This window comes from Chitinophaga horti (genome assembly GCF_022867795.2).
GTDB lineage: Bacteria > Bacteroidota > Bacteroidia > Chitinophagales > Chitinophagaceae > Chitinophaga > Chitinophaga horti.
In genome coordinates this window covers 3,136,027-3,149,456 of the sequence record NZ_CP107006.1, presented here as the reverse complement: position 1 = coordinate 3,149,456, position 13,430 = coordinate 3,136,027, and the positions used below count along the sequence as shown (strand labels likewise).

Sequence of the window (13,430 nt, the reverse complement as noted above, 5' to 3'; positions counted from 1 at the left end):
TTCCGTACCTACCGGGTGATAGCGTAGGTGCGTGTGTCCATATCTCATTTGGAAATTAATCCCCCATGAAGCTGTTTCTTTTATGCCTGCTCGGTAGTTGTTATCTGCCACTTTTCGCTCAGTCCGTCAGCCGTGACCAGCTGATGAAGGGCAAGGCGTGGTATGGGCCTACAGACACTTTGCTGGTAAAGGAAATGCTGAAGCTGGCAGAGCGTTGCCTGCGGAAGCCCGGCGAGCGCGTGGCAGACTTAGATTCTGCCACTGTATTGGTCGGGAATGCGATGAAAGCGGCGAAGGTGATTGGCTACCCGTCAGGCCTGCTGGCTGCCCGGGACCTGGAGTTGGATGTGGCGGGCGAAGCACGTAATCCCAACATCCTCATCGCTCGCTGGAACGAAGCAGACTTAGTCTATCGTTGTTATCTTGCAAAGAATATCTGCTGGATTTACCTGGGCATCGGGGATCGGCGAAATGCAGACACCCTGTTGTTTTACGCGAAGCAGATGCAGGAGTTTGCGAGGAAGGCCGGTTTGCCGGATGTGGTGAACGAAGCTGAATACTTCCTGGCCAGGGGACAGTTGCTGGCAGGCGAACTCGGGAAAGCAAAGGAACATGTACTTCACCTGGCCAATTATCACCGTACCAGGAATGATCCGGGCAACGAGCTGTTTACCTGGATCACGATGGCTGGTTTTCTACCGCCGGAAGACACCGTTTATCCTTCCAGGATTTATATTAGTGAACAGATCGTGAAACTCGCCAGGCGACTGGGCAGGAAAGAGGAGTTGTCGGGCTGGTTATATCTCCAGGGCAAAGAGTGGATGAGACGCGGTAGGGTCGAAGAGGCGCATTCCGTGCTGCGTGAGGCCAATGATAAATTTGTTCCCTCCGGGTGGGCCCGTCGCCCCCAGGTACTCGACCTGCTGTCCAAAGTCCATCTTATAAAAGCCAATGCAGACAGTGCGCTGTATTATGCGACTGCTGCCCTGGATACCTCGCTGGTAATAGATAAAGATCGTACTGTACATAATTACCTTCGCGGACGCCTGGCTGATGTACATATGGCTTTTGGCAGGGGACAGTCTGCCTACGACGCTATTGCTGCCATCACCGGTAATAATCCGGATTACAAAGGGAACGATTGGTTTTACATCCTGGCCCAATCCTTATTGGTCAGAAAGTCGAAAGGTCCTGCGGCAGCAATTGATTATTTGACTGGTAAGCTTGCGGCCTCACCGATTACCGATCCCGTGGCGAAGCTGCAGTATGATTTTGCGATCGCTAAATTCTATCTCTCCAATAACAACCCGGAGATGGCCCGGAGGCATTACCTGATGGTCGTTCCTCCACCGGTGCCACTGGGCGATGATTATATTAATTTACTGCTGGATGCCTATACCGGGCTCGCGATAATCAGTATGCGGGAAAGAAAGTGGGAAGAGGCGCAAGGCTACCTGGCCAGGACCGACAGCCTGCCACAGGGTAAAATACCTATCAACGGTCGGATAACATTGGCCAGGATGTATTTCCAGTTAGATACTGCAAGGGGGAACTATTATGCTGCTTTACAACATCATATCCGGTATAAAAGGCTGAGTGATAGCGCCTATGACCTGGAGAAAGGAAGGCAGGCCGAAGAATTGAATATTCAATATGCAACTGAACGGCAAAAAAGGATGTTAGCGGAACGTGGTCGTGAAATAGCCTGGCTTAATGACAGGGCATTGCTGCGCGAAGCCCTGTTTGAAAAAACGCAGCTCGCCGCAAAACAGCAAATCGATATCCAGCAACAGTCCATCGAAGCCGCCATCAGTCGCGCCAAACAGCAGGGCGATTCGCTGAAGCACACCCGGGACACCTACGGCCTGTTAAATAAAGAATGGCTGTTACAGAAAAAACTGCTGGCGCAAACCCAACATACCCGCGACCTGGTGGTCGTAGGCGGCGTGTTACTCACCTTACTGCTCGCACTCAGCTACAACCGCTATCGCCTGAAAAGGCGCATTAACCGGCAATTGGAACACCAACGGGATGTGATCGCCCAAAAAAATAGAAGCCTCGAAAAGCTGGTGCACGAGAAAGACTGGCTGCTCAAAGAAGTACATCACCGCGTAAAAAATAACCTGCAGGTGGTGATGAGTCTCCTGAATACCCAATCCTTTTATCTCCAGGACGATGCGGCCATCTCCGCTATCCGGGACAGTCAGCGCCGGGTGAATGCCATTTCGCTCATCCATCAAAAGTTATATCAGTCCGAAAACGCCGGCGTGGTAGACATGCGCGCATATATACAGGAACTGGTAGCTTACCTGCGCGAATATTCCGAAGAGCAGCAGGTGCATTTTGTGATGGATGTGGCTCCCGTGGTGTTGAATATCAGCCAGGCCTTGCCGATAGGATTGATCCTGAACGAAGCAGTTACCAATGCTTTTAAGTACGCATTTAATGGTCCGGGTGTCATCACCATTACTTTGGTGGAAGAGGACGAACATTTAGTGCTGACGATCGCTGATAACGGTAAAGGCTTCGAGGAAAAAGGGAGTGAGGAGTCTACTTTGGGTATGAGTTTGATGACAGGACTGGTGAACGATATTGACGGCACCTTGCAGATGGAGAACAAGGGTGGAGCGGTGATAACAGTGCGGTTCCCAGCGGATGTAGTGGTTGCACCAGGGATCTGACTTTTTCTTGCATAAGCAAAAGATTTTTGTAACCTTTTCCCTTGATGCGCTATCCAATATATAAAAAGTCACACAATCGACATGGAAATTCGCGACCTCTTCAGTCTTCTTTGTTTCACCAGCTGTATTTTGATTTTCCTTGCCTGGTTTTTTTCCCATACTGCCCGGCATAAGGAACGCCTGCTGATGATCGAGAAGGGGATGAACCCGGATGCCGAGGGAAGTGCCCGCCCGAATGCCCGGAAAGCGTTGTTCAAACTGGCGGTTGTGGTGATAGGCCTGAGCATAGGATTAGCCTTGATAGGTATTCTTGCGGAGTTTGAAAGGCTGGGACGTTCCGGGGCAATCCCGATCAGCATCCTTGGCTTGTGTGGTGGTATTGCTCTTATAATAGCCAACCATTTGTCAAAACCCAAAAACTAAGCGGTGGATGGATGATCAGTATGTGGCCAGGGTACTGGCCGGGGATACGGATGCCTACCGGTATTTTCTACGAACTTACCAGGACATGGCGTTTTCGCTCGCTATGTCGATTTTGAAGGATGAATTTCTGGCTGAAGAGGCCGCGCAGGATGCATTTGTGAAAGCTTTCGCATCACTGGGTTCGTTTGCAGGTAAGTCGAGCTTTAAAACATGGTTTTATCGCATCGTATTGAATGCTGCGTTTGCGAAACGTAAGAAACAGCAAAAGGAATGGATTGAATTTCAGGCTGGATATGATGAAGAGCTGGCAGATGATGATGCCATGGCGAAGATGAGTGAGGACGAACAGGCCTGGCTGGTCAACGAGGGGTTGAAGCGTTTGACCGAGAAGGAAGCAGTGGTTTTAAGATTGTTTTATCTCGAAGATGAACCTATAAAAAGCGTCTCCGATATAACCGGCTGGAGTGAAGCCAATGTAAAAGTAATCCTGCACCGCGCCCGCAAGAATATGTTGAGTGTATTTAAAAAATTGCTGAAACATGAATGAGCAACGTTTTTCAGAATTGATGCAATACGGCCGGCTGAATATGCCGTTTCGTGATTTCGAAGAGCGTACCATGGCGCGCATTCAGAAGGAACGTGCTGTGAAGAGCGCATCTGCCCGTTACCGGAAGCTGTCGTGGGTGTTTTTTATCCTGGGCGCTGTACTGGGCGGCCTGGCAACCGGGTTGGTAAGTATGCTGCCCGCATTTGGTAGTGAACGGCTGGTGTTAACCGCCAGGCTCGTATACGTGTGCTTATTACTTGCAGGCATTAACTACCTGGTGCAACAAACGCCCAGGTCTCAAACGCAATAAATTTCATGAAAAAAATATGTCTCTCATTGATCCTGCTGGCCGGGTTAGATAGTCATGCACAACACCTGTCATTCTCCGGTGTTATTACCCCGTCGCATCCCGTTCCGGTATCCGATACCTATGACGGCTTATACTGGAAACAGAATACTGTGTTTTTAGAACCGGATACAGCCGGCCGGTTTTATAAGGTAATCGCTGCTGCAAGCCCCAAATGGCTTTGGCTGGGAGAGGAGGAGCGGCGTAAGCTGATATTACTGAGTCCTGGCAGGTCATTGGATATTGCCCTGAATCACGGACAATGCACGTTTTCCGGCACCGCGCAACCAGAGAATGATCTCATTGCCTCCCTGAAGCTGGAAACGACGAAGCATCTGCCCTTTATTAAAGAAACCGGTTACACGGCAAGTCCTATTGACTCTATCATTCGCTTTAAACTGCCCGGGATGCTTCATATGATGGATTCCGTACAACAACTGGTACAGCGTGCAGCATTGCCGGAGTCAGTAAGGCAGATTGTGCGTACAGAAGTAAAATACTATTATGCTAAAGCGATAGCAGGCGACCTGGCATACTGGTTAAATCGTGGCCATAACCGCGAAGCTTTTCACTTGCGTTTCATCGACACCGTACAATCTTATTTTCCCGTACCGTCAGCGGAAGAACTTGCGGTCAGTAATACAGCCAATGCCTATCTTGCCGAGCTGTTTTCTCAACGAGCCTGGAAAGCCTTTTATACCTATCAGAAAACCCGTAACGACAGCCTGTTCCTGGCGACTACGGGTACCAGCATGGCCGTCTTGCGCAAGGCGGTAGAAAGCAGCAGCGAGGTGCCTGTATTCACGAAACAGCTGCGTGCACTCTTGCCTCCCTACGCCTGGGAGCGACATATGAATAACGTCCTGTATCGCTTCTGCCGGACCGGTCAATTGGAGGAAGCGACTCAACTGCTCGCGTTCATCCGGGAGCACACGAAAGATGCACAGCTGCTGGCCGATGCGGCTGCGATGTATGCGCCTGTGAAACTTGCACGCGATGCCAATGCGGGCAGCCGTCAGATTCGCATCCGTCCCGATTACCAGTCTGTCAGCTCGATGGACGCAATACTCGCACCTTACAGCGGTAAAGTCGTACTGATCGATCTCTGGGGAACCTGGTGCCCGCCATGCATTCGGGAAATGGTCTACGGGCCAGCGTTGAAAAAAAGATTCGAAGGCAAGGATGTGATATTTCTTTACATCGCAAGGGATGAGGATGACGATGATGGAAAGTGGCGTGATTTCATCCTTGTGAACAATGTGGCCGGTGAACATATTCGCATGAATAAGCAGGAAATCGGGATGGTGTGGGATGCATTAGGCGTGAAGGAAGAAGACAGGAGTTATCCGCGGTATGTGATTGTTGATAAGGCCGGCAAGATTGTGGTGAAGGAAGCGAAGCGGCCGGGCGATGGGGAGGCGTTGTATCGGGAAGTGATGGACGTATTGCGTTAAAGTCGATTCCTGTGCAAGCTTATCATTTTACAGTCTGTAATATGCTATAACATCACCCACCATTCCCCGCATATATCCATTGCCGCCGCCACGCATTTAACGCACTTTTGTTCAATACAACCGAATCAGTATGGAGCAGAACAAACTCACCAACCGCACCGGCGCACCGGTACCGGATAACCAAAATATCATGACCGCCGGCAAACGCGGGCCGGCGCTTTTACAGGATACCTGGTTTCTCGAAAAGATGGCGCATTTCGACCGGGAAGTGATACCGGAAAGACGGATGCACGCCAAAGGCTCAGGGGCTTACGGAATGTTTACGGTTACGCATGATATTAGCCAGTATACGAAAGCTAAGCTGTTTAACGCGGTAGGTAAACAAACGCCATTGTTCGTTCGTTTCTCCACCGTAGCGGGCGAAAGGGGAGCGGCGGATGCAGAACGGGACATCCGCGGTTTCGCGATCAAATTTTATACGGAAGAAGGAATATGGGACCTGGTGGGCAATAATACGCCGGTGTTCTTCCTGCGCGACCCGCTGAAGTTCCCTGATCTCAATCATGTCGTAAAACGCGATCCGCGCACCAACTTGCGCAGTGCCGATAACAACTGGGATTTCTGGACGCTGTTGCCGGAAGCGCTCCACCAGGTAACGATCGTGATGAGCGATCGCGGTATCCCTAAGTCGTATCGGCATATGGACGGATTCGGCAGCCATACTTTCAGTTTTATCAACGCTGCACAGCAACGGTTCTGGGTGAAGTTTCATTTTAAAACGGAGCAGGGCATAGCGAACCTCACGAATGAGGAGGCGGCTGCCATTATCGGGAACGACCGCGAAAGCCACCAGCGTGACTTATATGAAAACATTGAAGCAGGGAATTTTCCTAAATGGAAGATGTACGTGCAGATAATGGAAGAGTCAGCGGCGGATACCTATCATCTTAATCCCTTCGATCTCACCAAGGTGTGGCCGCATGGCGATTACCCGATGATACCGGTAGGGGAGCTGACGCTGAATCAGAACCCTGCCAACTATTTTGCGGAGGTGGAACAGGCGGCGTTCAATCCCGCGCAGGTGGTGCCGGGTATTGGGTTTTCGCCGGACAAGATGTTACAGGGTCGTTTGTTTTCCTATGGCGACGCGCAGCGTTATCGCCTGGGGGTAAATCATCACCAGATACCGGTGAACGCACCGAAGTGCCCGTACCATGCTTATCACCGCGATGGCGCTATGCGCACGGATGGTAATTATGGCGGCACCACTTCCTATCAGCCTAACAGTTTTAATCAATGGCATGAGCAGCCCGATCACACCGAGCCGCCCCTGAAGATCAACGGTGATGCCGCTCATTGGGATCACCGCGAGGATGAAGATTATTTTAGTCAGCCCGGCAACCTGTTCCGGTTGATGGCGGATGCGCAGAAGGTGCTACTGTTCAGCAATACGGCTGCGGCTATCGGTCCGGCGCAAACGTTCATCAAGATCCGGCATATCCGTAACTGTTATAAGGCCGATCCGGCTTATGGTAAAGGCGTGGCAGATGCGCTGGGCATAGCGATCGATGAAGTATTGGGTTGATCCAGTACCCGCAGGTATTGCGCCAGTTCTTCCGGCGTAGGATCGATGGCCAGTATTTTACCCTGGGCATCGATCAATATGAACAGACCGGCATTGTTCTGCACCCCGTATTTGTTCCAGATGCCGTGCCGGTCGTTCACTTCAACAAGCTGGGGCCACGGGAATTGTTCGCGTTTTAAGCAGCGCTCCAGCGCTTTTGTATTGTCGAACTCCCGCGCCACGCCCACGACGGCGAAGCCTTTGTCTTTGTATTTTTCGAACAGGGGAACCACCATACGCGACTTGGCGATACAGGGCCCGCACCAGGATCCCCAGAGGTCGATCAGGCTGAATTTGCCATTGATGTATGGTGCGATCGGCTGATCCTTTCCGGCCAGGTCGGTAGCATGGAAGGTAATGTATGGATTGCCCGGAAACACTTGTAGCAAACCGCTCAGGCCGTCCTGTATCTTCTGTGAATATGGATGCTGAGGATACCGCTCCAGGTATTTTGCGTACGTTTTCCGGATGGGCTCAAGAAGTTGACGGTTGTTGGCAGCCCTTAAAAGCACGTCGTCATATAACCGGTAGAAGTTAGCCAGGTTGAGGTCTTTGGCCATCAAATCATACTTCCAGTTCGCGATTGCCTGTTTCAGGCTGTCATAGCGCGTCGTCCATGCATGGCCTGCTGCAGTCAGGTGCTCGTTTCGCTTCTTTAGCTGGTTAACCTGGTTCCAGTAAGTTTGTCGCACATCTATGTCCTTCTCCTTCATGGCTTTTCGCTGTAATGAGTCATATACAGGCGAAAAAAGCGATGTTGATCTTTCAGCGAATGCTCCTGGGAAAAGATGTCGTCGCGGATGCGCTGGAAAACGCTTTCCTGGAAGGCATCCATCTTGTAATAGTCACGGTTGACGCGCCCACCGGTAACAACATTGTTATCGGCCTCCTCCATCGTATATAAATCAAAATTTACCACCGCTGAATCCGGGAAGAAAATGATGGACCGGTAAGTACCCACATCTGCTTCTTCCTTGAAGATCAACTCGTAGGCCTGCAAATGACCGGCTGTCATCTTGTATTCAAACCGCCCGTCGCGGATAGGTATTTCAACATTCTTCGCCGATCGGACCGACTGGTTCGGCAACATCAGGTAGATCGCTTTACTGTCGCGACCGTGCACTTTACCTTTCAATACGGTCGTATGTTGCGCATCGGCGCACAGGGAGAGGCCGCCAAGCGGCAATAACAGGCAGAGGGATCTGTATAAATGCATAGCTTGAATAAACGCCGGCCTAACGGTTAGTATTGCCCGTTAGTCAGCTTATTTGTATCTCGAAAAGATCTTTCGAAAGAAGAAAAATCTCCATATTATTTCTATCTTGTCGCCATTCCGCGTCGTGAGTCAGTTATTTATTGTGCCAGTTTTGCCGCGCATCTTCCATATTAGCCGCGAAGTACACCTGTTTACCTTTATTGCTTTCAAAGATAAAATCCTTTAATGCCTTGCTATTAAACTTATCAAAATTGCCAACGATCGCTACCCGGATACGGTAGTTCACGAATTTTTGCAGAAACTCGCCGGCCACGCCGCTGCGCAGGTTGAAGAAGACAGGAGGGAGCTGTTGTTCAAGAATGATCACTTTGCTGGCGCTATGCCCCATGGCGCTGCCAACAAGGTCCATAATGTCGCCAGTTTCTTTGAAGATGAATCCGGGTTGTACTTCCAGTATCCGGCTCGTTCCTATTTCTGTAACGGTAATGTTCATGCCGAAAGATAATGATTATCCCGGATCGCCAACAACTCGAAAATTGTCGCATTTATTCAATACACGGCCGTTACCACGGTATAATTTTGCATCCAATTCCCTGACCCGGCCCCGGCCAGTCACCAAACTCAATTATCATGAAAAAAGTTTTTAAGGTCACAGGTATCATCTTGTTAGTGATCGTGCTTGGCGCAATAGGTGCCGGTACGTATGTTAAAACCGCCCTGCCCAATGTTGGCCCCGCACCAGACATCAACATCGAACGCACGCCCGAGCGTATCGAGCGCGGTCGTTACCTCGCGCATCACGTAGCAGTTTGTATGGATTGTCACAGTACCCGCGACTGGCGCCTGTTTGCCGCGCCAATGAAGGAAGGAAATATGGGCGGTGGAGGAGAGGCGTTCAACCAGGACATGGGATTTCCCGGTGCTTTCTATGCACCTAATATCACGCCGTTTAAGCTGGATAAGTGGACAGACGGAGAGATTCTCCGCGCGGTAACGACGGGCGTGAATAAAGACGGCAAAGCGCTCTTCCCCGTGATGGGATATCACCGGTTCGGCCAGATGGACCAGGAAGATGTATACAGCATCATCGCTTACCTGCGCACCATTCCGCCTGTCAGCAATGAAGTGCCGCCTTCCAAAGCGGATTTCCCGGTGAACATCCTCATCAACACGATGCCTGCTAAAAACAATTTCACTACTCGTCCCGATCCTGCTGATAAAGTGGCTTACGGTAAATACCTGATCAATGCTACCGGTTGCGTGGATTGTCACAGCCAGACCGATAAAGGAAAAGTAGTGCCGGGTACGGAGTTTGGCGGCGGTATGGAATTTAAACAACCTGCCGGCGTGCTGCGTTCACCGAACATCACATTTGATAAAGCTACCGGTATTGGCAGCTGGTCTGAAGAAGCATTTGTACAAAGATTCAAAGCGTATGCTGATAGCGGCTTTACGCCCGTGCAAGTAAAACAGGGAGAGCTTAATACTCCCATGCCGTGGACCATGTACGGCGGCATGACGACTGCCGACCTGGAAGCGATTTACGCCTATCTGGCCACCGTGAAGCCTATCAACCACCAGGTGGTAAGATATGCGCTGAACGAAGCAGCTAAATAATTCCCCAGGGCCGCCTGCATAACCCCACTGGCGGCCCCTTTTTTACACCGCCTCCGCCATCTTCTTACCCATAATCTCCTCGCGGTGTGCATACCCCCAGTGGCTCAACTCAGAGATCACCGTCCGCAACGTTTGTCCGTGCTCGGTAAGCGCGTAATCCACCCGGGGAGGGAAGGAGTCCTGCACGGTACGTTTCACCAGTTTATTGGTTTCCAGATCTTTCAATTCTTTGGATAACATCTTATCGGTGATGCCGGGGAGGTCGCGGGAAATCTCTTTAAAGCGTTTGGTGCCGAAGAAGAGGGATACGATGATCTGTACTTTCCACCTGCCTTCCAGGATGTGTATGGCGTCCTGTACCGCGCGCATCGCGGAAGAACATTCTCCTGTCAACAAGCATTTGTGCGTCTTAGTTTCCATATACTATCTTTTAGTATAGTGCTATCTCACAGGGTAGTAATATACTTTAGATAGTAAAGGTACGGTAATTTTGTCGAAACAAATGGAAATTGATTATGAGCTTGTTACAACATCTCAACTGGCGTTATGCCACTAAGAAAATGAACGGAAACATTGTCCCACAGGACAAACTGGACTATATACTGGAAGCTGCGCGTCTCGCACCATCTTCCTCCGGCATGCAGCCTTACCGCGTTTTTGTGGTATCAGATAAAGCGCTGCAGGAAAAGATTCGCCCGATCGCTTATGACCAGCCGCAAATCGTAGAGGCGTCGCACCTGCTGGTATTTGCTGCATGGGATGGCTACACGAAAGAGCGCATCGATGGCGTGTTTGCACACCTGGCGGAAAAGCGCGATACCGACCCGCAGATGATGAACGACTACAAAGAACGCATCTGGAGCCTGTATGAACCGCTCGGCCAGCAATGGCACGCGAACCACACTGCCAAACAGGCTTACATCTCTTTCGGTCTCGCTATCGCAGCGGCCGCCGAGCAAGGCGTAGATGCCACGCCGATGGAAGGCTTTCTGCCTGCTGAACTGGATGCCTTGCTGGGATTGAAGGAGCAGGGGCTTACGAGTGTGCTGATCCTCACCCTGGGCTACCGCGACGAACCGAATGACTGGCTGGTGAATAAGACGAAGGTGCGCACGGATAAAGAGGAGTTTGTAACGTACGTATAGGATAAAAATGAACGGCAGGTGCACACGTACCTGCCATTTTAATCATTGCCCCGCATCGCCCCTCATTTGTTTTCCGTAATTTGTAATATGGAAATCAAATACAGGAAGCTGGGTGCCGGCGACGTAGCGGTGCTTAAAAAACTGCTCAACGTCTACGAGCGCGTATTCGAAACGCCTGTCGCTCAAATGCCTTCGGATGATTATTTGCAGGGATTACTGGGCAATCCGCAAATGGCTTTCTTCATCGCCATGGATGAACATGATAACGTGCTGGCTGGCATGACGGCGCACCTCATGCCTTCCGTATACTATGAGGCTGCCGATATTTATATCTATGATCTCGCCGTGGAAGCGGCTTTTCAACGCCGGGGACTCGGCAAACGACTGATCAGCGAACTCAGAGAATATGGCCGCCACCTCGGCAGCAGGTACCTCTTCGTACAGGCCGATCTGGCGGATGAGCATGCTATCGGCTTCTACCGGGCCACGGGCGGAGTACGCGAAGATGTTGTGCATTTCGATTATCCCTTATAGACTCCACCTGAAGGCAAAGACCGGTACAGCAACATTTCCATCCCTCTATCTTTTATTTCTGCCCCATCTTTTCTAATTTCGTTGCACCAACCAGCCCGCATGTCTACTTACACCGCTCATAGCGATCATGAACTCATATTGCTCATCCGGCAGCACAACAGGGCGGCCTTTGAACAATTGTACCACCGTTACGCGGAGGGGTTGTATCGTTATGCGTTCAATATCCTGAAAGACGAGGCGGAATGCGCCGATGCCATCCAGGAGATATTCGTTTGGTTCTGGGCCAACCGCGAAAGCCTGGAGGTCTCCGAACCGGGCGCTTACCTGCGCACTGCGGTCAAGTACCGTCTTACCCGCAGTATTCAAAACAGCCGCCGACGTGCGGAAATCCTTGCCAGCCAGGCCGCAACGCCTGAACAATTTACAGACGACAGTCTCGAAGTAAAACAACTTCGGGAGGTAATAAGTGCCGTGGTGGCAGCCTTACCCGACCGCTCGGCCCGTATCTTTCACCTCAGTCGCAACGAGTACCGCTCCAACCGCGAAATCGCTGCCGAACTGGGGATCAGTGAAAAAACCGTCGAGAACCAGATGACGATCGTATTACGGAAACTACGCATCGCGCTGGGTAAAATGCATTTCTGGTCTACGCTCTTATAAAATATTTTTTTACCCGCTTTGGGGGGTAGACCATTTTCATGTCCCTTTCATTCGTAAACCAATCATGCTGTGGACCAGGAAGATTTATTGGCGCTGATAGCGCGTGTGGAAAAAGGTACGGCGACAGACGAAGAGCTGGCGCGTTATAATGCCTGGTGTAATGCCTTCCAGGCGGACGAGCAGCCTGTGCCCGACTTCGATCGCATCAGCAAAAACATGCTGGAAGCGATTAATCAGCAGATTGGTCCTAAACGCCGCCGCGTACCGGTGTACCGCGTAGCTGCCGCCGCCGCGGTGCTGGCGATTGCTGCTACGGCCGCGTGGTATTGGTATCCACGTAATGAAACCATTACTGCACCGCAGGCCCGCCATCAACAACAGCAGCAGCCAGCGGAAAAAGTAACGCTGGTACTGGGCGATGGTAGCCGTATTACGCTGGACGATGCCAAAGAAGGCGAACTCGCCGCCACTTCCGGTGCCAGGGTGATCAAACTGAAAGGCGACCAGCTAGCCTACGAAGCGGCCAGCGGCGCACCGGCGAAGTTGGAATACAATACGCTGCAAACACCACGCGGCGAAAAGTACCGCATCACACTGCCGGACGGCTCACAGGTATGGCTCAACGCTTCTACCACCTTACGTTTCCCTACACGGTTTGAAGGGAAGGAGCGCGTAGTGGAACTCACGGGTGAAGCTTATTTCGACATCGCACAAAATGCGGCACAGCCGTTTAAAGTGAAATCGGGCGATATGGAAGTGCAGGTGTTGGGCACCGGCTTCAATATCATGGCTTACCCCGACGAACCTGCCATCCGCGCCACGTTGCTGACGGGTGCGGTGCGACTGGCGAGCAATGAACAACAGGTGTTATTAAAACCCGGCCAACAGGGCATATATAAGAGTACGCAGACTGGATTTAAAGTTACGAGTGTCAACACGGATCATGTTGTAGCCTGGAAGAACGGCTTATTTGTGTTCGAGAATGAGGATATCGCCACGATTATGCGACGCATTGCCCGCTGGTATGATGTAGAAGTTGAATTAGCACCGGGTTTGGAGGATAAACGATTTGGAGCAACTATTTCACAACAAAAGAATATACAGCTGGTATTAAAAGCGCTTGAGACTACCGGCTCTGTCCACTTTAAAATACAGGGTAAGAAAATACTAGTAATGCCTTAAA

15 protein-coding genes are annotated in these 13,430 nt (G+C 51.0%); 11 read left to right on the top strand and 4 right to left on the bottom strand.

The features are described from left to right. Nucleotides 1–65 precede the first annotated feature (65 nt). From MKQ68_RS12660 to MKQ68_RS12635, 6 genes are all read left to right on the top strand, one after another. Nucleotides 66–2,681, top strand: coding sequence for a sensor histidine kinase (locus MKQ68_RS12660; RefSeq protein ID WP_264283622.1), 2,616 nt, complete (start codon nt 66–68; stop codon nt 2,679–2,681). 81 nt (nt 2,682–2,762) lie between these two features. Further along, nucleotides 2,763–3,104 carry a DUF6249 domain-containing protein gene (locus tag MKQ68_RS12655; protein ID WP_264283621.1) on the top strand — a complete coding sequence of 114 codons (342 nt, stop codon included), beginning with the start codon at nt 2,763–2,765 and terminating at the stop codon, nt 3,102–3,104. A 7-nt stretch (nt 3,105–3,111) separates the two neighbouring features. Continuing rightward, nucleotides 3,112–3,651 (top strand): RNA polymerase sigma factor, encoded by a 540-nt coding sequence (locus MKQ68_RS12650; protein ID WP_264283620.1) that lies wholly within the window; start codon nt 3,112–3,114, stop codon nt 3,649–3,651. Continuing rightward, nucleotides 3,644–3,961 (top strand): hypothetical protein, encoded by a 318-nt coding sequence (locus MKQ68_RS12645; protein WP_264283619.1) that lies wholly within the window; start codon nt 3,644–3,646, stop codon nt 3,959–3,961. Before MKQ68_RS12650 ends, MKQ68_RS12645 begins: the two co-directional genes overlap by 8 nt. Before the next feature lie 5 nt (nt 3,962–3,966). Further along, a complete protein-coding gene (locus MKQ68_RS12640; protein ID WP_264283618.1) occupies nt 3,967–5,451 on the top strand; it encodes a TlpA family protein disulfide reductase in 1,485 nt (494 codons plus the stop codon). Between the two features lie 130 nt (nt 5,452–5,581). Then, the gene (locus tag MKQ68_RS12635; protein ID WP_264283617.1) at nt 5,582–7,036 is read left to right on the top strand and encodes a catalase; all 1,455 of its coding nucleotides are present in this window, start codon (nt 5,582–5,584) and stop codon (nt 7,034–7,036) included. Here the strand turns inward: MKQ68_RS12635 and MKQ68_RS12630 are convergent. From MKQ68_RS12630 to MKQ68_RS12620, 3 genes are all read right to left on the bottom strand, one after another. After that, nucleotides 6,979–7,788, bottom strand: a complete 810-nt coding sequence (locus tag MKQ68_RS12630) for a TlpA family protein disulfide reductase (RefSeq protein ID WP_264283616.1) — start codon at nt 7,786–7,788, stop codon at nt 6,979–6,981. The two genes, MKQ68_RS12635 and MKQ68_RS12630, sit on opposite strands and share 58 nt — an antisense overlap. Continuing rightward, the gene (locus MKQ68_RS12625) at nt 7,785–8,291 is read right to left on the bottom strand and encodes a hypothetical protein (protein ID WP_264283615.1); all 507 of its coding nucleotides are present in this window, start codon (nt 8,289–8,291) and stop codon (nt 7,785–7,787) included. The genes MKQ68_RS12630 and MKQ68_RS12625 overlap by 4 nt, the downstream gene beginning before the upstream one ends. A 133-nt stretch (nt 8,292–8,424) precedes the next feature. Continuing rightward, a complete protein-coding gene (locus MKQ68_RS12620; protein ID WP_264283614.1) occupies nt 8,425–8,784 on the bottom strand; it encodes a DUF4180 domain-containing protein in 360 nt (119 codons plus the stop codon). Between the two features lie 137 nt (nt 8,785–8,921). Between MKQ68_RS12620 and MKQ68_RS12615 the strand changes: the two genes are divergently transcribed. Further along, complete coding sequence (locus MKQ68_RS12615) at nt 8,922–9,908, top strand: c-type cytochrome (protein WP_264283613.1); 987 nt, start codon at nt 8,922–8,924, stop codon at nt 9,906–9,908. 42 nt (nt 9,909–9,950) lie between these two features. Here the strand turns inward: MKQ68_RS12615 and MKQ68_RS12610 are convergent, their stop codons facing one another. Continuing rightward, complete coding sequence (locus tag MKQ68_RS12610; protein ID WP_264283612.1) at nt 9,951–10,328, bottom strand: winged helix-turn-helix transcriptional regulator; 378 nt, start codon at nt 10,326–10,328, stop codon at nt 9,951–9,953. A gap of 95 nt (nt 10,329–10,423) precedes the next feature. On the opposite strand from MKQ68_RS12610, the gene MKQ68_RS12605 reads away from it, so the two are divergent. The 4 genes from MKQ68_RS12605 (at nt 10,424) to MKQ68_RS12590 (ending at nt 13,429) form a co-directional block, all read left to right on the top strand. Further along, nucleotides 10,424–11,053, top strand: coding sequence for an NAD(P)H-dependent oxidoreductase (locus tag MKQ68_RS12605; protein ID WP_264283611.1), 630 nt, complete (start codon nt 10,424–10,426; stop codon nt 11,051–11,053). A gap of 87 nt (nt 11,054–11,140) precedes the next feature. After that, on the top strand, nt 11,141–11,587 hold the full coding sequence (locus MKQ68_RS12600; RefSeq protein WP_264283610.1) for a GNAT family N-acetyltransferase: 447 nt from the start codon (nt 11,141–11,143) through the stop codon (nt 11,585–11,587). A 99-nt stretch (nt 11,588–11,686) separates the two neighbouring features. Continuing rightward, on the top strand, nt 11,687–12,247 hold the full coding sequence (locus MKQ68_RS12595) for a sigma-70 family RNA polymerase sigma factor (RefSeq protein WP_264283609.1): 561 nt from the start codon (nt 11,687–11,689) through the stop codon (nt 12,245–12,247). Nucleotides 12,248–12,316: 69 nt separating this feature from the next. After that, nucleotides 12,317–13,429: a FecR family protein gene (locus tag MKQ68_RS12590; protein WP_264283608.1), complete on the top strand. Its 1,113-nt coding sequence runs from the start codon at nt 12,317–12,319 to the stop codon at nt 13,427–13,429. Nucleotide 13,430 lies beyond the last annotated feature (1 nt).